The following is a 22626-nucleotide window of genomic DNA, read 5'->3' as shown; positions in this document are numbered from 1 at the left end:
ACTTGAACTTTTTCAGCGGGACGCAGCTGGCATTCTCCCCCTGAAAATTAGCCTTCATCGACGGACGACCCCGGCGGCTTACCTACACTAGTGTACACAAAAAGGACGACCATCATGGCCGCCCTTTTTTAGTTGCTTAGCAATTACTTGCTAGCATCTTGTTCTTGCATTTGTTTTTCAAGGTCGCTGATTGAGTAAACCCCATCAGCCACGTTGCCAACTTCCTTTGGTTTGATATGACGGTAAACCGGCATACCAGTCCCAGCAGGAATGATCTTACCAATGATAACATTTTCTTTAAGCCCGATCAGTGGATCGTTCTTACCACGAATAGCAGCATCGGTTAAGACCCGAGTCGTTTCCTGGAATGAAGCAGCTGACAAGAAACTGTTCGTTTCAAGCGCAGCTTTGGTAATCCCAAGAATAACAGGCCGTGACGTTGCAGGAATACCACCGGCAATCAAGGTCTTGTAGTTCTCGTCCTTGAAGTCTGCAATATCCATTAACGTCCCAGGCAAGACGTCGGTATCGCCCGGATCCATGACCCGAACCTTACGTAACATTTGCCGAATCATGATTTCAACGTGCTTATCGCCAATTTCAACCCCTTGCATCCGATAAACCTTTTGAACTTCACGGAGCAAGTAGTTTTCAGTTGATAAGACGTCCCGTACTTGAATTAGTTGTTTAGGATCAATTGACCCAATGTTCAACGCAGCACCACGGTGAATAAAGTCGCCTTCACTAACCGCCATCCGTGCTGTTAACGGCAACGTGTAAGTCCGGGTATCGGTTTCACCCTTAACCGTAACTTCCTTCGTCCGTTCCGCTGGATTTTCTTCAATTAATTCAACCGTACCAGTAACTTCGGTAATTTCGGCACGCCCTTTAGGATTCCGAGATTCCACAATTTCTTGCACACGAGGCAACCCTTGGGTAATATCGTCCCCGGCAACACCACCGGTATGGAAGTTCCGCATGGTTAACTGGGTACCAGGTTCACCGATAGACTGTGCAGCAACAGTCCCAACAGCTTCACCAACTTCAACTTCATCACCAGTCGCCATGTTACGGCCGTAGCAATGTTCACAAACCCCATGCTTAGTGTTGCAAGTAAATGCAGAACGGATCGTAACTTCCGTCACACCAGCATCAACGATTTTATGTGCTAAGTCTTCGTCGATCAAGACGTTGTTACCAACAATTTCATCATGCGTTTCAGGATCAAAGACAGTCTTCATCGTGTAACGACCTAAGATCCGGTCATACAACGGTTCGATGACTTCGTTACCTTCCATGATTGCGTGAATCCGCAAGCCACGGTCAGTACCACAATCCTTTTCACGAACGATAACATCTTGGGCCACATCAACCAGACGCCGAGTCAGGTAACCTGAGTTGGCAGTCTTAAGCGCCGTATCGGTCATCCCTTTACGAGCACCATGGGTTGAAATGAACATTTCCAAGACAGACAAACCTTCACGGAAGTTTGAAAGGATTGGTAATTCCATGATCTTACCGTTAGGGGCAGCCATCAAACCACGCATCCCAGCTAACTGAGTAAAGTTTGAAATGTTACCACGCGCACCGGAATCACTCATCATAAAGATTGGGTTATCCGCGTTGAAACTTTCAATCAGTTTTTGTTGGATTTGGTCCTTAGCGTCGTTCCAGACACCAATGACCCGTTCATAACGTTCGTCATCAGTAATTAAACCACGACGGAACTGTTTTGAAATCGTATTAACTTGCTTATGAGCTTCAGCGATAATTTCTGGTTTTTCTTTCAAACCAGTAATATCAGCAACCCCAACCGTCAAACCAGACTTGGTTGAAATGTTGTAACCTAAGTCCTTCATACGGTCAAGCAAGAGTGACGTTGCCGTCACGTGATATTGCTTGTAAACTTCGGCAATAATGTCGGCCAAGAAGCCTTTCTTGAATGGTGGAATAATTTCCTGCGCATCCAAGAATTGACGAATATCTTCACCTGGCTTCAAGAAGTACTTGTCCGGCGTACCAGCAATCAAGTTGTCGTTGGTTGGTTCGTTCAAGTAAGGGAACTTACCAGGCAAAATATTGTTAAAGATTGCCTTACCAACCGTCGTCACTAAGACAGCTTGCTTCTGATCGTCTGTAAATGGCTTGTCAGGCATTGATGAGACCTGAACCCCCACCCGGCTATGCAAGTGTACGTAACCTGATTGGTAAGCCTTTTGAGCTTCGTTCAAGTCTTTGAAGATCATGCCTTCACCTTCACGACCGATTTCTTCAGTCGTCAAGTAGTAGTTACCGATAACCATATCTTGAGATGGCGTAACAACGGGTTTCCCGTCCTTAGGTGCCAAGATATGATGGGCAGCTAACATTAAGAGCCGCGCTTCGGCTTGGGCTTCGTCTGAAAGAGGGACGTGAATGGCCATTTGGTCACCATCGAAATCGGCGTTGTAAGCTTCACAAGCCAATGGATGGAGCCGCATCGCTTTACCACTAACTAAGACGGGTTCAAAGGCTTGAATCCCCAAACGGTGAAGCGTAGGGGCGCGGTTCAAGAGAACGGGATGTTCCTTGATCACGTCTTCCAACACACCCCAGACATCGTCATCAGCATGTTCGATCTTCCGCTTAGCGTTCTTAATGTTAGAAGCTAATTCACGTTTAACCAATTCTTTCATGATAAACGGTTTGAACAATTCCAACGCCATTTGACGTGGTAAGCCCATTTGGTTCATCTTCAAGAAAGGCCCAACATCGATAACCGAACGACCAGAGTAGTCGACCCGCTTACCAAGTAAGTTTTGACGGAACCGGCCTTGCTTCCCTTTCAACATGTGTGAAAGAGACTTCAATGGTCGGTTACCAGGACCAGCAACGGGACGGCCACGACGACCGTTATCGATCAACGCATCAACGGCTTCTTGTAACATCCGCTTTTCGTTTTGCACGATAATCCCAGGTGCATTTAAGTCCAACAAGCGCTTCAACCGGTTATTCCGGTTGATAACCCGTCGGTACAAGTCATTCAAGTCAGAAGTGGCAAAACGACCACCTTCCAATTGAACCATCGGCCGTAAATCCGGGGGAATAACCGGAATTGCGTCCATTACCATCCAAGCTGGTTCGTTACCAGATGTCACGAAAGCTTCAATGATATCAAGCCGTCGAACGGCCCGGGTCCGTTTCTGACCAGAAGCATCCTTCAAAGTTTCCTTTAAATCACGAGCTTCTTTTTCAAGATCCACGTTATTTAATAACCGTTTGATGGCTTCAGCACCCATGGCAGCTTCGAATTCGTTACCATATTGGGCTTTCTTCTCACGGTATTCACGTTCAGAAAGTAATTGCTTCTTTTCAAGTGGCGTGTTACCAGATTCGATAACGACATATGAAGCGAAGTAAATGATTTCTTCAAGTGCCCGAGGACTCATGTCTAAGACTAAGCCCATTCGGCTAGGAATTCCCTTAAAGTACCAGATGTGAGTAACTGGTGCGGCAAGTTCGATATGACCCATCCGTTCACGACGGACTTTACTACGAGTCACTTCGACCCCACAACGGTCACAGACAATACCCTTATAACGAATCCGTTTGTATTTACCACAAGCACATTCCCAATCCTTAGTAGGACCAAAAATCCGTTCGTCAAACAGACCGTCTTTTTCAGGTTTCAATGTCCGGTAGTTAATGGTTTCTGGCTTTTTGACTTCGCCATATGACCAGCTGCGAATCTTGTCTGGGGATGCCAGACCGATTTGCATGCTTTCAAACTTGTTGACATCGATCAAAGGACCGACCTCCCTTTTTATTGATTATCTTGCTGAGCGTTGGTTGTTTCAGAAGGCTTAGCAGCGTCAGCTTTTGCGGCTTTGTCAGCGGCCTTCTCATCTTGTTGTTGTTTAAACTTGCTGAGTGCATCAACGTTGACAACCTCATCGTCATCATCATCCATGTCCCGCAATTCGATTTCTTTGTCTTCAGAATCCAAGACTTTCATATCAAGGCCAAGTGCTTGCAATTCCTTAACCAACACGCGGAATGATTCCGGTACGCCTGGCTTAGGAATTGGTTCGCCCTTAACGATGGCTTCATAGGTCTTAACCCGACCAACAACGTCATCAGACTTGTAAGTCAAGATTTCTTGCAAGGTGTAAGCCGCACCATAAGCTTCCAAGGCCCAAACTTCCATTTCACCGAAACGTTGGCCCCCAAATTGCGCTTTCCCACCAAGTGGTTGTTGCGTAACCAAAGAGTAAGGTCCGATTGAACGAGCATGGATCTTATCGTCAACCATGTGACTAAGCTTCATGTAGTGCATGACCCCAACAGCGACCCGCTTATCAAACGGTTCACCAGTCCGACCATCATAGACGATTGACTTGGCATCAGAATCAACACCAGCTTCACGAATTGCTTCCCAGATATCTTCATCTTGGGCACCATCAAAGACAGGTGTGGCCATGTGAATCCCTAACTTACGAGCAGCCATCCCTAAATGCAATTCGAGCACTTGCCCGATATTCATACGAGAAGGCACACCCATTGGGCTTAACATGATATCGATTGGCGTCCCATCTGGCATGTATGGCATGTCTTCTTCAGGAACCACGATTGAAACCGTCCCTTTGTTACCATGCCGGCCGGCCATCTTGTCACCAACTTGGATCTTCCGCTTTTGCGCGATGTAGACCCGAACCATCATGTTAACACCAGGAGATAATTCATCACCGTTTTCACGAGTGAAGATCTTAACGTCCTGGATGATACCGCCGCCACCGTGAGGAACCCGGAGTGACGTATCCCGAACTTCACGCGCCTTTTCACCAAAGATTGCATGGAGTAGTCGTTCTTCAGCTGATAATTCCGTAACCCCTTTAGGCGTTACCTTACCAACTAAGATGTCGCCATCTTTAACTTCGGCCCCAATCCGGATAATCCCGTCTTCGTCAAGGTTCTTCAATGCATCTTCCCCAACGTTAGGAATTTCACGAGTCATTTCTTCAGGTCCAAGCTTGGTATCACGTGCTTCTGATTCATATTCTTCAATATGAATTGACGTGTAGACGTCTTCACGGACTAAACGTTCATTAATAATGATGGCATCTTCGAAGTTATAACCATTCCAAGTCATGAAAGCAACTAATGGGTTTTGCCCAAGGGCTAATTCCCCGCCTTCCATTGCTGGACCATCGGCTAAGACTTCGTCATTATCAACGTGATCGCCGACTTTAACGATTGGCCGTTGGTTATAGTTCTTACCACCATTAGAACGGCGGAATTTCATTAACTTGTAAGTGTCTAATGAACCATCATCGCGACGAACGCGGACTTCGCGAGCATCAACGTATTCAACCGTTCCTTCATGACGACAAATCAAGGCAATCCCTGAGTCATGGGCGGCTTTGTATTCAATCCCAGTCCCAATTAATGGCGCATGCGGGTCAAGTAACGGCACCGCTTGTCGTTGCATGTTGGCACCCATCAAAGCACGGTTAGAGTCATCGTTTTCCAAGAAAGGAATACATGCCGTTGCGACGGCAACCACTTGTTTAGGCGAAACGTCCATGTAATCGACATTTTCGATTGGTGTTTCCAAGTTTTCTTCCTTGTTACGAGCTAAAACAGTGTCTTCAACGAATGAACCATCATCATTCAATGGGGAGTTGGCTTGTGCAATCACGAATTGGTCTTCTTCATCGGCTGCTAAGTAGTCGATCTTATCAGTAACCTTATGCGTCGTCCAATCAACCCGCCGGTATGGCGTTTCGATGAAGCCGTAACGGTTAACCTTCGCATAAGAAGACAAACTGTTGATCAAACCAATGTTAGGACCTTCAGGCGTTTCGATTGGGCACATCCGACCGTAGTGGGTATAGTGCACGTCACGAACTTCATATCCGGCCCGATCACGAGTCAAACCACCAGGTCCTAAGGCTGATAAACGCCGCTTATGCGTTAATTCACCTAAGGGGTTGGTTTGGTCCATGAATTGTGACAATTGTGATGACCCAAAGAATTCCTTAATTGAGGCAACCACTGGACGAATGTTGATCAATTGTTGTGGCGTTACCGTCGCAGCATCTTGAATTGACATCCGTTCACGCACAACCCGTTCCATCCGGGATAACCCGATTCGGAATTGGTTTTGCAATAATTCACCCACGGAACGAATCCGCCGGTTACCCAAGTGATCAATATCATCGGTTGAGCCAAGACCTTCTTGCAAGTTGAAGAAGTAGTTAATGGAAGCAATGATATCAGCAGGCACAATGTGCTTGAACTTCAAATCAATGTTGCCATTACCAATCACATTCACAACCTTTTCAGGGTCGTTTTGTGAATAAACCTTAACAACTTGTAAGACCATTGGATTCGTCACAACGGCTTCGTCAGATGGTGTGTAAGTGACCGTCTTAAAGTCGTCACGTTCCAAGTATGGGGATAGTTTAGCCATGACATTCTTGTCAATGACCGTATCCTTTTGCGCAATCACTTCACCAGTATCAGGATCAGCTAATGTTTCAGCTAATGTTTGGTCCATTAAGCGCGTCTTCATACTTAACTTCTTGTTGACCTTGTAACGACCAACTGGTGCGAAGTCATAACGTTTTGGATCGAAGAACCGGGCAGTCAATAAGCTCCGTGAACTGTCAGCCGTCTTAGGTTCACCAGGACGTAGCCGTTCGTAGATATCCTTTAAGGATTCTTCAACCCGTGAATCGTCGGTGTTCTTATGAACATCTTTTTCCAACGTCAACATCAAACTGTCAGTTTCACCTAACATGTCGATAATGTCGTCGTCAGAACCATAACCTAAGGCCCGGACTAATTCCGTCAATGGAATCTTCCGAGTACGGTCGATCCGTACGTATGAGACATTCTTGGCGTCGGTTTCAAGTTCTAACCAGGCACCTCGGTTAGGAATAACCGTTGTGCCGTAGCTAGGACGCCCATTTTTATCTAATTCTTCATTAAAGTAAACGCCGGGTGAACGAACCAATTGTGAAACAATGACCCGTTCGGCACCGTTGATAATAAACGTCCCTTGTTCAGTCATTAATGGAAAATCACCGAAGAATACGTCTTGCGACTTAATTTCACCAGTTTCGTGGTTAGTTAAACGTAGGGTAACGTGCAATGGTGCCGAGTAGTTGGCATCATGTTCACGAGCTTCTTCGACGGTGTACTTTGGTTCTAATAATTGATAGTCGACAAATTCAAGTGAAAGTTTTCCTGCGAAATCATCGATCGGCATAATATCTTCAAACATTTCCCGGAGACCTTCATCCAAGAACCATTGGTAAGAATCGGTCTGGATTTCGATCAAGTTAGGCAGATCAAGGACTTCCTTGATACGTGCATAACTTCTACGGGTACGGTGTTTACCGTATTTTACTAAATGTCCGGCCAAGTTGTTCACCCCTTCTTATTATTCCGGAACTCGCGCCTCCAGCCAAATATTACATTTGTGTTACAAATGCGTTTTTGACCGAATTTTGGGCATAAAAAAACCAAAAATAGTCGCTTAAGTTGACTATTTTTGGATTTATATTAACGAGCCGCACAGACAATAGATTGCGCGTTCGCTCGAGTTCACGGTTACAGACAAGTTATAATATACATCGAATAACTATCGTTGTCAACCAGTAGACTTATATATGATGATTAATTTTCTGATTCACTGGCAACCCCGTATAAAATCATCTTCAATAAGGTCTGTACACGGGTTCGTTCATCAGCATGTGGATCACCAATACGATGAAAACTGTTAAACAGCGGGCTTAGGCTGGTAATATAAAAGTTCGTTGCCATTTGTGGTGTCACCCCAGACTGTAGATTCATAGCCGGTTGTTCAAAGACAGTTTGAATTGGTTGTACATAATCAGTTGCAAATACTCCGCCTAACTCACGGATATGTTCATGGGTAAGTGCTTTAAAGCTCGAGTGAATCAACGTGAAAACATCAGCCGGATGTTTATGTGTCAATAATAATGACACTTCCGTCAACTGTTCTAGCGGTGACCAATCCGTTCGAGCTTGAATCGCTTCAATCCCAGCTCTGATTTCCGCACCAACCGTTGTAATTACGGCTAAGAAAATCACTTCTTTATCTTTAAAATGGTGGTAGAGTGCCGGCTGTGTGATACCGATCGCATTGGCAATATCACGAGTACTCGTTGCATCATAACCATTTTTCAAAAACAACGTTCTGGCCGTATCTAAAATTGCCTGGTGCGTTTTTGCCATCTGCTCAGCTCGTGTCGTCATGTCATCATCTTCTTCCTTGACTTTATTTCCTATTATAATTTACACCAATCAGCATCGAACCACCAGCCTTGGGCCTTACAGTTGACTTTAATCATGCCTCAACCTAAAAATGACGCTTGAAGTAAAACTTACTTCAAGCGTCATCATGTTGTTATTTTAACCTACTTCGATGAAACGGTCGAACGACCATCCGGCTTAGGCTGATTTTTAATGTTAATGGTAATCGCACCTTTGCTGGCACCAATTGTTACTTGATCATCGACTTTAATCGCACCAGTCAATAATTCTTCGCTTAACCGGTCTTCGATTTCAGTCTGCAATGCTCGCCGAATTGGCCGGGCACCGTACTCAGGGTCAAACCCTGCCTTAGCGACTACGTCAATGGCCGCCGGCGTGATTTTAATCTTGATTCCTTGTTGGGCCACCCGATTAACGATTTCTTGTGACATCAACTTAACGATTTCATGTAATTCTTCCTTATTCAATGAGTGGAAGACAATCGTCTCATCAATCCGGTTCAAGAATTCTGGCCGGAAAGTCTGCTTCAATGTCGCACGAATCGTTGCTGCAACCGCATTGTAGTCATTAGCTTTATCAGTTGCACCAAAGCCAACTGACTTCTCGTCACGCAGCGTGGTTGCCCCAAGGTTCGATGTCATAATTAAGATCGTATTTCTAAAGTCGACTTTACGTCCCTTAGAATCCGTCAAGTAACCATCGTCTAAGACTTGCAATAAAATATTGAAAACGTCTGGATGGGCCTTTTCAACTTCATCGAAGAGAACGACTGAGTATGGCTTCTGGCGAACCTTTTCCGTCAACTGGCCACCTTCATCGTAACCAACGTAGCCCGGTGCAGAACCAATCAACCGGCTCGTTGAGTAGCGCTCCATGTATTCAGACATGTCAATTCGAATCATATTATCTTCAGAACCAAACATCGCTGCGGCTAACGCTTTAGCAAGTTCCGTCTTACCAACCCCGGTTGGTCCTAAGAACATAAACGAACCAATTGGGCGGCTCGGATCCTTCAAACCGCTCCGAGCCCGTCGAATGGCACGGGCCACTGCGGACACCGCTTCGGGTTGACCAACTACCCGTTCATGTAAGATCTTCTCTAAGTTGACTAAACGTTCGCTTTCAGACTTTTGTAACTGTGTCAACGGTACGCCAGTCCATTCAGCAACCACCTGAGCGATATCTTCACCCGTCACTTGTAAATCATAGTGTGGGGTCGTCCCTTCAGTGGTTTGTGCTTCCTGATCTGCCTCAATTCGATCAAGGCGTTGTTTAAGTTGCATTTCCTGCTTACGGATATCAGCGGCTTGTTCAAAATCTTGCGCTTCAATCGCAGTTTCCTTGTCCTCACGTAACTGTGCCAGCTTATCTTGATTTTTGGATAATTTTGTTGGCTGATCCATCTGATCGATCCGTACCTTAGCAGCCGCTTCATCCATCAAATCAATCGCCTTATCAGGTAAGAAGCGGTCACTAATATAGCGACTAGATAACTTAACCGCCTGATCAACGGCTTCATCTGTAATTGTGACCCGATGATGTTCTTCATAACGTGGCCGTAACCCGTTTAAAATTTCAACGGCTTCATCCTCAGCTGGTTCGTTGACCATCACCGTTGCAAAGCGACGTTCCAAAGCTGCGTCAGATTCAATGTACTTTTGATATTCATTTAAAGTGGTGGCACCAATCGTTTGAAGTTCGCCCCGTGCAAGCGCGGGCTTCAAAATGTTAGAAGCATCAATCGCGCCTTCAGCACCACCGGCACCAATCAAGGTATGCAATTCATCAATGAACAAAATAACGTGGCCATCGTTATAAATTTCGTCAATCACTTTCTTTAAGCGGTCTTCAAATTCACCACGATACTTAGTACCAGCCACTAGCGACCCCATATCAAGCATCATCAACCGTTTATCGGCCATATCAGTTGGGACATCGCCCGCAACGATCTTTTGGGCAAGGCCCTCCGCAATCGCCGTCTTACCAACCCCAGGTTCACCGATTAATACCGGATTATTCTTGGTTCGCCGTGACAGGATCTGAATCACCCGTTTGACTTCCTTAGAACGACCAACCACTGGGTCCATCTCTTGTTCACTAGCTAGTTGGGTTAAATCCCGTGCTAATGAATCCAGCGTTGGCGTTCCTTCAGCCTTTTTACCACCGCGATTAGTGGCATTCCCCTTGCGCTTGCTCATGGCGTCACTGACACCTAGCTTACGAAGAACGACTTTACGCGTCTGACCAAGATCTAAATTCAAGTTCATCAAGATTCGCGAGGAAAGGATACTTTCATCAGAGAGCATCGCTAGCAATAAATGCTCAGTTCCAATCTTGTTAGCACCGAGCCGTTTTGCTTCATCACCAGCAACGGATAAAATCTCTTTGGCCTTTGGTGAATATGGTAAGTAAGTATCCTTGCCAACATTGCTCAACGTCCCATAGCCAGTGAACCGTTCGATTTCTTCGCGAATGTCATCTTCACTAACGGCATATTGTTGCAGCACCTTATTCGCAATTCCATTCTTCTCAATCGCCAAGGCTAGTAGCAAATGCTCCGTACCAACTGCCTGATGCTTAAAATATTTGGCCTGTTCCTGTGCCAGTACTAAGACACTCTTAGCACTAGGTGTAAATAAGTTATCCATTGCGATTCCTCGCTTTCTTTAGCTTTCGTAACGCAAGTGGTTCAAGATCCCGATAATTATCCGAGCCCGCAAACTATTTTCTAAGTCCCGGTCCGTTAAACCTAACGTCTCGTGATCGATGGCCACTAAAATCAACTGCGCTTCCCTACGATTTAAGACATCGTCCTCATATAGACTCTGGACGACTGCGTAGGCGTCTCGTTGTGTGATAGAATCGCCGATCACTTGAATGAGGGCATCTAACACATCAGCATCATCGACCAAATTAACCTTTTCAATGCGAATATAACCACCACCACCACGTTTACTTTCTACTAAGTAACCATTTTGGATCGTAAACCGGGTCTTAATCACATAATTAATCTGTGAGGGTACCACGTTGAAAAGGTCGGCAATTTCTGACCGTCGAATTTCAACATGCTCCGAGTCCGCCAAAATACTTTTTAAATACTTTTCAATAATATCCGAGATATTTTGACTTTGCATGTGCTTCACCCTTTTCATTATCTTTGACTAATATTGACTATTATTATACGAGGATAATGAAAAAAAGCAAAGAATTTCACCCAAACCGCGGACCAGTATGTCCTTAACGGTTGTTACAGCATAGCACGCTGACCGTTTGCTTTCAATTGATTGGACCATCTAACACGCACTAATGATTAATTTATGAGGTCCTCATATTCATTGAACTACCTATTTAAAATATGTCAAGTTACGTCACCGATCATTGTGTGCCATCTTAATAATGATGTCCCAGTCTAGATCACCAACAACTAATTTATCCGGTATGCGCAATCGTTAAACTCAAAAGTCGACTACTTAGGCCTACTAAAAACGCTAGTTAGTGTTAACTAGCTTGATCAGGACACTGAATGCCGCTTGTAAGGTATTACCGCTAATTATCAAGACGTGCTAGTAATGTGCTTAGACATGCTCAGTTCCAAAAAAAGGCCATAAAAAAAGCCAGTCAATTGACTGGTTTAGTTGGTTTAACCGTAATCGGGAAAACAGGATTTGAACCTGCGACCCCTACGTCCCGAACGTAGTGCTCTACCAAGCTGAGCTACTTCCCGAGAATATTAAATAAAAAGCCTTAGTACGTAACTAAGACTGTGTTAAACGATCGGGAAAACAGGATTCGAACCTGCGACCCCCTGGTCCCAAACCAGGTGCTCTACCAAGCTGAGCTATTTCCCGATACTAATGCACCCAGTAGGAGTCGAACCTACAACCTTCTGATTCGTAGTCAGACACTCTATCCAATTGCGCTATGGGTGCTTATTTAAAATGCCGAGGACCGGGATCGAACCGGTACGGTTATCACTAACCGCAGGATTTTAAGTCCTGTGCGTCTGCCAATTCCGCCACCCCGGCAAATTAAAAGCGGAAGACGGGATTCGAACCCGCGACCCCCACCATGGCAAGGTGATGTTCTACCACTGAACTACTTCCGCATAATAAATTATTAAATTGTAAATGCCGACTAGAGGATTCGAACCTCCGACCTCCTCATTACTAGTGAGATGCTCTGCCAACTGAGCTAAGTCGGCATGTGCGGGTGAAGGGACTCGAACCCCCACGTCGTAAGACACTAGAACCTAAATCTAGCGCGTCTGCCAGTTCCGCCACACCCGCATGATATTAAATCATGCCTTGTTGCCGGTCTAAACAGTTCTTACTGGTACGCCTTGACAACTATTTAACTTTATCATCATGTTGAATACTTGTCAACAACTTTTTTCACATAAATGGATAAATATACTTTTTATTGGATAAACAAGTTATATTTTTTCCGACAAGAAATATTATAGCACGGTAGCCGAAAATAGCAAACCCTATTTTCAAAAAAAGGATAACAAATTTCATTAGGCCTAGTTTTAGCGCCCTTTATCACCGAGAATCATTGACTTGCGTCGCTGCTCTCACCATCTTTATTGAACTAATTTGCAGTACTTAGCCTTCATTTACACCTCCATCTTGAAGCAACCCCTCCTTTAATACTCATTAATTATGCAAAAAGCGGGCTCACACAACTGTGAGTCCGCTTAGTCTATTCTAATTAACCTTGTTTTTCGATCTTCGTTTTGCCGTGCATGTAAGGAACTAACACATCAGGAATCGTGACCGTTCCATCTTCATTTTGATAGTTTTCCAAAATTGCAGCAACGGTCCGACCAACGGCTAAGCCACTCCCGTTCAACGTATGCACGAATTGTAACTTGCCATCGTCATCCCGATACTGAATGTGTGCACGCCGGGCTTGGAAATCAGTACAGTTTGAACAACTTGAGATTTCACGGTATTTATCCTGTTCAGGGAACCAAACTTCCAAATCGTGGGTCATTGCGGCCGTAAAACTCATGTCACCAGTCGTCAACGTAATCACGTGATAAGGTAACCCAAGCTTCTTCAACAATGATTCCGCATTGTTCGTTAGCTTCTCCAATTCATCCCATGAATCCTCTGGTTTAGTGAACTTAACCATTTCAACCTTATTGAATTGGTGTAAACGAATTAAGCCTTTAGTATCACGGCCAGCACTTCCGGCCTCTTCACGGAAAGCTGGTGATAAAGCCGTAAAGTAAACTGGTAATTTTTCGGCTGGAATGATTTCATCACGATAATAGTTGACCAACGGTACTTCTGCCGTTGGGATCAACGTTAAATCTTGCGTTGTGATTCGGAACGCATCTTCCTTGAACTTTGGAAATTGGCCAGTACCGTACATGGATTCATCAGTAACCATGTAAGGCGGTAATACTTCCGTATACCCTTCAGCTTCATGTTGATCTAAGAAGAAATTGTAAACGGCCCGTTCCAGCTTGGCTCCATCGCCAACATAGTACAAGAAACGGCTACCTGAAACTTTTGCACCACGTTCAAAGTCCAAGATTCCTAAATCTTCACCGATATCCCAGTGCGCCTTAGGTGTAAAGTCAAAGTGCCGTGGCGTACCGATTCGGCGTAACTCAACGGCATCTTCCTCTTTTAAGCTTACTGGTACATCTGGATGTGGCATATTCGGCAAGTGTGCAGCCATATCCTGAACTTGGGCATCAATTGTCCGCCGTTGTTCATCTAAAGCCTTAACATCCGCACTAACCTTTTGCATCTCCGCAATTTCGGCACTGGCATCTTCCTTATTGCGCTTCTTTTGTGAAATTTCGCCTGAAACTTGGTTTCGAGTTGACTTTAATTGCTCACTCTTGGCGATCAATTCACGACGCTGTTCATCGGCAGCTAATAAATCATCGATGTCACTAGCAGCAACACCCCGATGACCAAGCTGTTCTTTTACAAAATCTGGATTCTGACGAATCATCTTAACATCTAACATAACGACGTCTCCTTTTCACTTTTAATCGTAAATAAAAACAGTCTCTCCTCCCAATTGGGACGAAGAGACTGCGATTCGCGGTACCACCCAAGTTCAGGATCATGATTAATCCCACCCTTAAACGGATAACGGCCGTGCCGTGCAGTATTGCCTGCCCACATTGTCGCGCCGGAGTTTCGACTACCGATTCACACCACCCACCGGTTCTCTGAACGTCTACTTAAAACGCGCCGTGTTTAATATTCACTGTCTACTATAGAACATTGATTCCAAAAAGGCAACTAGCCCAAACTAGCAACTTTTTCATCAATCAGCCGAATGACTTCTTTACGAGCATCCGCATCAGCCACAAAGTCAAGTTGATCACCATCGATCTGCATCTTCGGGCTGTGGTCATAATTAGCATACCAATTCGTGTAGCGTTCATTTAAAGTCTGATAATATTTATACAAATCTGGATCTTGATCGATTTGTTCGTAAGAACGGCCCCGCTTTTGGATTCGCTTAAGCATCGTATCAAAAGAAATATTAATATGAATCAATAAATCTGGACTCTTTTGGTGCGACGCTTCTGGTAATTCCTGCATCATGTTATCCAACAATGAATCATAAATGTCAACTTCGGTATTCGTTGCCCGACCCAGATCACCATTTAAATGGAACAATAGTGAGTCTTCAAAGATCGAACGATCCAAGACGTCCAAATCGTTAGCAAAAGCTGATTTAATACTATCCAACCGTTTATTCAAAAAATAGATTTGCAATAAGAACGCGTACTTCTTAGGGTCCTTATAAAATAACGGCAAAATGGGATTATCATCAACTGACTCGTAAAACGCTTTAGAGCCAAAATGGTTGGCCACTAACTGCGTCAAACTGGTCTTGCCGGCACCGATTGTTCCTGACATTACAAGCATGGGGCGTCTCTCCTTTTAATCACGTTAAAATTTTGATTATCTCTAAAAGCAACACTACATATTGTACGCACCCCCGTCTCAAAATGCAATATCTGGTGAGTCAATTCAGCAAAAAACTTCTAGGCTTATTCACACGGGAATAACATGGCCCAGTAACTAAACTCACTGATTACCACGTTTCAACCACCGTTTGTGACAGGCCAGCATGAACAAAAAAGCACGTTAGTTAGTTCCTAACGTACTTTCATGGTATTATGCTGATTTAGCTATCGCATTTTATTTTACTTAGCAGCTTTTTCTTTAGCCTGTAACAAACTAACGTATTGTTCTAGCGTTAAGTTGTGCTTGGTCATAAATTGGGCACTGGCCTTACCGACATAACGGAAATGCCAAGATTCATAATCGATCCCAGTCGACTGCTTACCATCCTTGGTAAAGCGCAATACAAAACCGTAGTCCGCTGCGTGATTGATCAACCATTGTTGCCCCTTATTCTTATCTGATGAAGATAGCAACTGATTGCCGTGCGTACTATACCAATGTGTATTCATGATATCGGCAGCTAAGCCCGTCTCATGCTCACTACCACTAGGAACGGCTACGTACTCTTTCGTCAGCTTCAAGGCTTCTTTAGCCGTCTTCCCTTGATTTTCATAAGTTTGAATCGATTGATTCCAAACTTCTTTTTGGTACGCCACGGACCGATAACCTGAGACCAAAGTTGCGGGATAACCAGCTTTCTTAGCACCTGCTAAGAAAGCTTCTAACGGTTTGACAATTGAACTACGAACTTCAATACCGTCAACACTTGACTTGCTAAACGTCATTTCAGAACGCTTATGCCACTTATTAACGACTACTAAGTCGCTATCCGTTGACTTAACGCCCTTCGGCAATGCCCTAATCAAGCGTTGCCGCTTAGTTTGCGTTTTGGTCGTCTTGGCACTAGTACTACTGGCGCTCTTAGCTGTCGTCTGATTAGTACCACAACCACTCAATACGCCTACCAATGACACTAACGCTAATCCTGTTACCAAATTTCTCTTTAACATCTCTCTCGCTGCCTTTCTCAATTCAGCTTAGCATAGTCATGCCGGACTAGCTCATTCTTAAAGTCATGTTTGCGAATTTTTAATGATTCCGCTATTTCTCCTTTATCAAATTACCATAAATATCGATGAATCGCATCCTAAATCTGGTGGCCAATTGAAATTTCAATAGCACTAGTCTCAAATATGACCTTAGATTTTAAGCACCTTTATAAAACGTCCCTCACAGTGATATGCGATCAGCGTCCCAGGTCGCTTAGACCATCTCAAAAGTTATCGTCAGTCAAGCTCAAATCACGAAAGATGCCATAAAAAAATGCGCTTGACCATTAAATAGGCCAACGCACTTTTGCATTCAATAAAGCTTAACTCAGTTCATTATTTTTTATGATGCTGCTTGCGGGTTAAATCAACCTTATTCAACGGAATCATCTTCGTGTGATAGCGAAGTTTGTAATAGACATACAAAATGATAAACAGTGGGATGCTCATATAGGTGACCCCAATGGCTTGCCAATCAAGGGTGGCAAACGAATGCAAGTCTTGACCGATAATAACCACTAAGCACAAGATAAAAGCAAACCACGGTCCAAAGGGGAACCACTTCGCATGGTACCGTAACTCACTCAGTTGGTGGCCCTGCTTGACAAAAGCCTTCCGGAAACGCAAATGTGAAACGGCAATGCCTAACCAAGCAATAAACCCAGTTAACCCACTAGCCGAAACAAGGAAGATATAGATTCGTGCACCGAACAAACTTGACAAGAACGTTAGCAAACCAATGACCGTCGTTCCCAGTAACGCCATTACGGGAATTCCTCGCCGATTGACTCGGCCAAACGTCTTGGGCGCATAGCCTTGTAATGACAATGAGTATAACATCCGTGTTGACGCGTACATCCCTGAATTAGCGGCCGAGAGCACTGATGTTAAGATAACCGCATTCATTACACTAGCCGCGGCCGCCAACCCAGCTCGTTTGAATACTAACGTAAACGGACTGATAGCAATATCACTGGCCGACGACCCTAATAAGTCTTTCGACGTATACGGGATGATTGCGGCAATCACAAAGATAGCTAAAATGTAAAATAATAAGATCCGCCAAAAAACTTGTTTGATAGCCGCGGGAATACTCTTCTCAGGTGTTGCCGATTCACCAGCCGTAATTCCAATTAATTCAGTACCTTGGAACGAAAAACCAGCCACAACAAACACGCTTAAAATAGTTGGAATACCGCCGACAAATGGTGCCTTTTTATAGGTGAAATTACTTAAGCCGGTAGCATGGCCACCCATGATACCCACAATCGTTAAAACACCGATGACTAAGAACACTAACACGGTCACTACTTTAATCAGGGAGAGCCAGTACTCGGTTTCCCCAAACGAACGTACCGATAATGCGTTGATCGTAAAAATCAGGACCAACGCAATTAGACTAAAGACCCAGCCTGGAACGGACGGCAACCAAAATTGCATAACGATAGCCGCCGTACTAATATCGACCGCTAACGTAATTGCCCAGTTGAACCAATAATTCCAGCCCATTGCAAACCCGAGGGCCGGGTCAACGAATTTGGTCGCGTAAGTGGAAAACGAACCTGAAACCGGTAAATACGTCGCCATCTCACCTAGACTGGTCATTAAAAAGTAAACCATAATTCCAATACCAACATAGGCTAGTAACGCACCACCTGGGCCGGCCGTTGAAATTGCGGAACCAGATGCCACAAACAAACCGGTCCCAATACTACCACCTAGTGCAATCATGGATAAGTGCCGTGTCTGTAAGGACCGGTGCACTTCCTGATGTTGTTCTTCTGCCATTGCAGAACCTCCAAAAATCGATTTATATCTAAAAGTGTTCACACCGATTCAGTTAAGCACAACCAAAATAAAAAGCCTCTCTGCCCCACGATAACGTGCGCAAAAAGACTTTAATCAGATTGATTGACATAATTGCTGATTTCATCGTCGATAGCGCCCCGCAACTATTCTAGCTGCGACAGTCCTTGATTTGTTCAACCAAGGCCCAACGGATGAATCGGTCACTGATTCATCGATTTCGGCGGTTGCCCCGTTCACTGACCTTCACTAGTGGTGACCCACTTCTAGCCAGTTACTATTGTTAACCGCGTCCTCTTCTTTCGATATACTCAACTATTATATCCGACCCATCATCTTTTGACAACCGGCCATCAAGTTTAATTTTAATAAAATTGGTCTGGTAACATTGTCTTGCCTAGGGCTTTGTTATCAGAATAATCGATTGGAATATCAACCACAACTGGTCCAGCCGTTGCAAAGGCCTGATCAAGTACCTTGTCCAAGTCAGCCGGTTGGTCCACCCGCAAACCAGTCGCCCCAAAGCTCTCAGCATACTTCACAAAGTCCACTGGGCCAAAGTGAACCGCAGCATCCTCACCATACTTCATCTCTTCTTGGAATTTGACCATATCATAGGTTCCATCATTCCAAATCAAATGTACGATATTTTGCTTCAACCGGACAGCCGTTTCTAACTCTTGAGCAGAAAATAGGAAACCACCATCACCAGAGACCGAAACAATTTGCGTCTCAGGGCGAACTAAAGCTGCTGCAATTGCCCATGGTAAAGCAACGCCCAACGTTTGCATCCCATTACTGAAGAGTAAATGGCGTGGTTCGTAGCTTCGAAAATGACGTGCCATCCAAATATAGTGGCTTCCCACATCGACGGTGACCGTCATGTCATCGCTGACCCGCTGTTGCAATGCTGCAATCACTGACAACGGGTGACTTAATTTAGAATGCTTATCAATATTAGGAACAAAATCACGGGTTTGAAGCCGTTCCTGTAGTTCACCCAAGTATGTCTGAGCACTATCACTAATACTGTAACCTTTCATGTATGGCAATAAGAAATCTAAGGTCTGAGCAATGTCACCGATCAATTCGGTTTCCGGTTGGAAGTTATGGTCGATTTCTGCACGCATAGCATCAATCACCACAATCCGAGCCTTACCTTCCGCATTCCAGTTACGGGGTTCATATTCGATGGGATCGTAACCAACGGCGATGACCAAATCCGACTTCTTCAACAACATATCGCCCGGTTGGTTACGGAATAAGCCGACCCGACCGAAGAAATGGTTAGCTTCCAAGTCGCGTGAAATTACACCGGCCGCCTGGAAAGTCTCGACAACGGGTAAATTAGCGGCCGCTACCAAATTCCGAATCGCTTTCGTCACTTCTGGCGAGGAAGCTCGCATCCCAACTAGCAAGACGGGTAATTTAGCGGCCTTAATTTTTTGGGCTAACAACGTTGCTTCAACCGGGCTAGCTGGTCCTAACTTTGGGGCCTGGATTGGTGTAATAACGGGCGTCCGAACGACTGAATCCGTCACATCTTGGGGAACACTGACAAAGCTGGCTCCTTGCTTAGCGGCCGTTGCTTCTTGATATGCATTCGCTAAAACTTCAGAAATATTTTCCGGTTCCTGAACTTCGGCGCTGTACTTAGTGATTGGCTTAAAAAGAGCGGCGTTGTTCATGCTCTGGTGAGTTAAACGTAACAAGTCCGCACGTTGAACTTGACCAGAAATAGCCAGGACGGGATCGCCTTCAGCCGTCGCCGTCACTAACCCAGTTGCCAGATTACTAGCACCAGGACCAGAAGTCGTCATCACAACACCTGGTTTGCCAGTGATACGGCCGATTCCAGCTGCAATAAACGCCGCGTTCTGTTCATGCCGTGTCACAATTAACTGCGGACTTTTTGGATTAACGGGGTGTTCTAACCGTTCAAAAACGCGATCAATCTTAGCTCCGGGAATCCCAAATACGTACTTAACATCGTGGTTTACAAGGCTATCGACAATTGCGTCAGCCCCATAGTATTTCTTATCTGCCATGTTGTTCTCCTTTATCTTGTGAAATTCATTGTTAGAATACCATAAAAAAAGCTTTAATAACAGCATTTTCAGCCTTGTGAAGTAAAGCGTATCATTTTGAAAATGATCCCGGATTAGTAAAAGCGCGTCAATATTGGTTTACCAAGCGAAAACGCTGTCACTTTTTACTAAGTTTGTACGGCGTCTCACTTACTAGTCCGCATTCGACTAAGTAAGGTATTTAATTGTGCCATTTTATCATCAGAATAGTTCGTCCAATCCAATACTGGAATCTGCTTCACCGCTAACAATTCTTTGATCAAAGTGGCTAACTTTTGCTGATCCAAGAAATCCAGCCATAATTGATCGGCTCGCGAGAAAATCCCGTTGACTACCTTAGTTCCCTCGTGAGCCACCGGTTCGACATCCTTGAAGACTTGATCAAAATAGCCATAGTTTGGAAAAGTCTGTAAGGTGCCCTCAATGGCCGCGACCACATCAGTAATGGAAATATCTTCTGGTGCGCGAGCTAAGTGGACCCCACCGTTGTTACCACTAGTAGACGTCACTAGCCCCGCCACCACTAACTTGCGAATGATTTTGCGAATATACGTGGCTGAACCACCAATTCGCTCATGCAAGACATCCGCGGTTAACGGAATTTCAGGTTGCTGGGTGGCCAATAACACCAGCACGCAGGCAGCCTGCTCAAATGATTTTGCGAGTTGCATTAACTCATCTCCTAAGGGTTTAATTCCACACAGTCATAAAATAGTTCTGTTTGACCGGCTCCAAACGGCGCATAGTCCGGATGGCGCACAGCATCGTATTGCCGAAAATTAGCATGTACTAAGATTTGTTGGGAAGCTGGATTGTTTGCCAAACAACTGGCCGTGATTCGCCGTAAATGAAGTGTCTTAAATCCATACTGTAAAATACGAGCGACTGCTGCTGTCATAATTCCCCGGTGCCAATACCGGGCATTCAACATATAACCTAGATCCATCTCCAGCGTTGCCGGTTCCCCCGTATTTGTCATTCGTTCATATAGACCAACACTGCCAATCGCGCGATGGTAGGCCACCAGTTCAATCGCAAAAATCTGTGGGAGCTTAGCTTGCTGTTTTAACAAAAACTCGGCCTCCGTTAAGCTGTGTGCTGGTGTAAAACCAGCCGATGCTGCAATCGCCGGATCACGAACTAAATCGTAATAATCCGTGGTATCTGCCAACGTAAAAGGCCGTAACTCGAGTTGCTCGCCGCGAGCTGTAACCGTAACCATGCCCATATCTGTTCCACCTGACTTGCGTTATAATAGTTATGTTAACCATATCAAATTGAGGTGATTGCATGCAAGTTATTAACCAAAAATTAACGGATACAGGCGCGCAATTGACCGGTTATTTACATCAACCGGATACTAACGCACACCAAACAACTCTACCAGCTATTATTATTGTTCCAGGTGGCTCATATACGCATATTCCAGTGGCACAGGCTGAAAGTCTCGCGATGGCTTTTGCTGGTCATGGTTATCAAGCCTTTTACTTAGAATACACGCTACTTAGTGATCAGCAACCACTCGAACTAGCCCCGGTACTAGACCTAGGGCGTGCCGTCAGCTTACTACGTCAACATGCGGCTGAATGGCACATCGACAGTCAGCAGATCATCCCCGCTGGTTTTAGCGTTGGCGGTCACATTGTAGCGCTATATAACGATTACTGGGCAACCAGCGTCGCAACCACACTGCAAACAGCCCCAGCTACTTTAAAACCCAACAACGTGCTATTAGGCTATCCAGTGATCAGTCCCTTACTAGGTTTTCCTAAAGATGCAGCCACTTTGGCCACTTGGTCGCAGACACCAACTGAATTAGCTGCTGAACAACACGTTAACGCTAATAATCAACCGACTTTTATTTGGACCACCGCTGACGATCCAATCGTGCCCGCAACTAACACACTAGCTTATGTCAATGCATTAGCAACTGCTCAAATACCTTATGAATTGCACGTATTTAAGCACGGGCCCCATGGATTGGCCTTAGCTAACTCACAAACGGCCTGGAAACCAGATGCTGACCAACCTCACGTTGCACACTGGCTCACATTAGCGTTAGAATGGCTTGCTGATAATCGTTAGCTTTGCAAGCTAGCAAAGCATTGTCACGTATTCGTCGTGACTCATTACTAATATTTAGGTGTCGTTTCTCATTTATCGATAAGCGCTTGATTTCTAGGCAATAATACCTAGAAATCGGTATAACTCAACCCGCTTCAGCCAGTTTCACGCTCAGTTGCATCTTTTCCAAGTGAGACTAAACTGACTGTTTTTGATTTTAAGTATTTGATACGCCCTAACAATTTTTACCACTGACAGTATCATGGACTATCAACAAAAAATCGTTTGACTTAACCCACTAGGCTGATTGCCAAGTAGCGGTTAAGTCAAACGATTTTTATCACTTTCACTTCAAAGTTACTATTCAAATGTCAGATGCCCTGCCAAATA

The 22626-nt window shown here is 44.8% G+C and carries 13 protein-coding genes, 7 tRNA genes and 1 riboswitch; of the genes, 1 reads left to right on the top strand and 19 read right to left on the bottom strand.

Features of this window, described 5'->3' with window-relative positions; genetic code table 11:
• Positions 1-143 precede the first annotated feature (143 nt).
• From rpoC to LP667_RS03925, 19 genes are all read right to left on the bottom strand, one after another.
• Positions 144-3785: a DNA-directed RNA polymerase subunit beta' gene (gene rpoC, locus LP667_RS04015; protein ID WP_021732430.1), complete on the bottom strand. Its 3642-nt coding sequence runs from the start codon at positions 3783-3785 to the stop codon at positions 144-146.
• 17 nt (positions 3786-3802) lie between these two features.
• Positions 3803-7417 carry a DNA-directed RNA polymerase subunit beta gene (gene rpoB, locus LP667_RS04010; protein WP_033609627.1) on the bottom strand — a complete coding sequence of 1205 codons (3615 nt, stop codon included), beginning with the start codon at positions 7415-7417 and terminating at the stop codon, positions 3803-3805.
• A gap of 245 nt (positions 7418-7662) precedes the next feature.
• Complete coding sequence (locus tag LP667_RS04005) at positions 7663-8265, bottom strand: TetR/AcrR family transcriptional regulator (protein ID WP_021732428.1); 603 nt, start codon at positions 8263-8265, stop codon at positions 7663-7665.
• Between the two features lie 161 nt (positions 8266-8426).
• Positions 8427-10931, bottom strand: a complete 2505-nt coding sequence (locus LP667_RS04000; protein WP_021732427.1) for an ATP-dependent Clp protease ATP-binding subunit — start codon at positions 10929-10931, stop codon at positions 8427-8429.
• An 18-nt stretch (positions 10932-10949) separates the two neighbouring features.
• Positions 10950-11417 (bottom strand): CtsR family transcriptional regulator, encoded by a 468-nt coding sequence (locus LP667_RS03995; protein WP_003644086.1) that lies wholly within the window; start codon positions 11415-11417, stop codon positions 10950-10952.
• A 516-nt stretch (positions 11418-11933) separates the two neighbouring features.
• Positions 11934-12007, bottom strand: a tRNA-Pro gene (locus LP667_RS03990).
• A gap of 50 nt (positions 12008-12057) precedes the next feature.
• Positions 12058-12131 (bottom strand) — tRNA-Pro (locus LP667_RS03985).
• Between the two features lie 7 nt (positions 12132-12138).
• A tRNA-Arg gene (locus LP667_RS03980) sits at positions 12139-12212 on the bottom strand.
• Positions 12213-12222: 10 nt separating this feature from the next.
• Positions 12223-12308 (bottom strand) — tRNA-Leu (locus LP667_RS03975).
• A gap of 8 nt (positions 12309-12316) precedes the next feature.
• Positions 12317-12388, bottom strand: a tRNA-Gly gene (locus tag LP667_RS03970).
• Positions 12389-12411: 23 nt separating this feature from the next.
• Positions 12412-12484, bottom strand: a tRNA-Thr gene (locus LP667_RS03965).
• 3 nt (positions 12485-12487) lie between these two features.
• Positions 12488-12569: transfer RNA gene (locus LP667_RS03960), tRNA-Leu, on the bottom strand.
• 424 nt (positions 12570-12993) lie between these two features.
• Complete coding sequence (serS, locus tag LP667_RS03955) at positions 12994-14271, bottom strand: serine--tRNA ligase (RefSeq protein WP_021732426.1); 1278 nt, start codon at positions 14269-14271, stop codon at positions 12994-12996.
• Positions 14272-14552: 281 nt separating this feature from the next.
• Entirely contained in the window at positions 14553-15188 is a 636-nt protein-coding gene (locus tag LP667_RS03950; RefSeq protein ID WP_021732425.1) for a deoxynucleoside kinase, read from the bottom strand.
• A gap of 281 nt (positions 15189-15469) precedes the next feature.
• Entirely contained in the window at positions 15470-16240 is a 771-nt protein-coding gene (locus tag LP667_RS03945) for a M15 family metallopeptidase (protein WP_021732424.1), read from the bottom strand.
• 375 nt (positions 16241-16615) lie between these two features.
• A complete protein-coding gene (locus LP667_RS03940) occupies positions 16616-18067 on the bottom strand; it encodes an amino acid permease (protein WP_056988583.1) in 1452 nt (483 codons plus the stop codon).
• Positions 18068-18210: 143 nt separating this feature from the next.
• A riboswitch (Lysine riboswitch) is annotated at positions 18211-18392 on the bottom strand.
• 58 nt (positions 18393-18450) lie between these two features.
• A complete protein-coding gene (alsS, locus tag LP667_RS03935; protein WP_021732421.1) occupies positions 18451-20133 on the bottom strand; it encodes an acetolactate synthase AlsS in 1683 nt (560 codons plus the stop codon).
• A 185-nt stretch (positions 20134-20318) separates the two neighbouring features.
• Entirely contained in the window at positions 20319-20843 is a 525-nt protein-coding gene (locus LP667_RS03930) for an Rrf2 family transcriptional regulator (RefSeq protein ID WP_021732420.1), read from the bottom strand.
• Between the two features lie 11 nt (positions 20844-20854).
• Positions 20855-21400 carry a GNAT family N-acetyltransferase gene (locus LP667_RS03925; protein ID WP_021732419.1) on the bottom strand — a complete coding sequence of 182 codons (546 nt, stop codon included), beginning with the start codon at positions 21398-21400 and terminating at the stop codon, positions 20855-20857.
• A gap of 62 nt (positions 21401-21462) precedes the next feature.
• Between LP667_RS03925 and LP667_RS03920 the strand changes: the two genes are divergently transcribed.
• Positions 21463-22257, top strand: a complete 795-nt coding sequence (locus tag LP667_RS03920) for a lp_1002 family arylesterase (RefSeq protein ID WP_021732418.1) — start codon at positions 21463-21465, stop codon at positions 22255-22257.
• Positions 22258-22626 lie beyond the last annotated feature (369 nt).

It is taken from the genome of Lactiplantibacillus paraplantarum, assembly GCF_003641145.1.
GTDB lineage: Bacteria > Bacillota > Bacilli > Lactobacillales > Lactobacillaceae > Lactiplantibacillus > Lactiplantibacillus paraplantarum.
The sequence above is the reverse complement of the archived record's forward strand: the minus strand, read 5'-3'. Positions and strand labels throughout refer to the sequence as shown.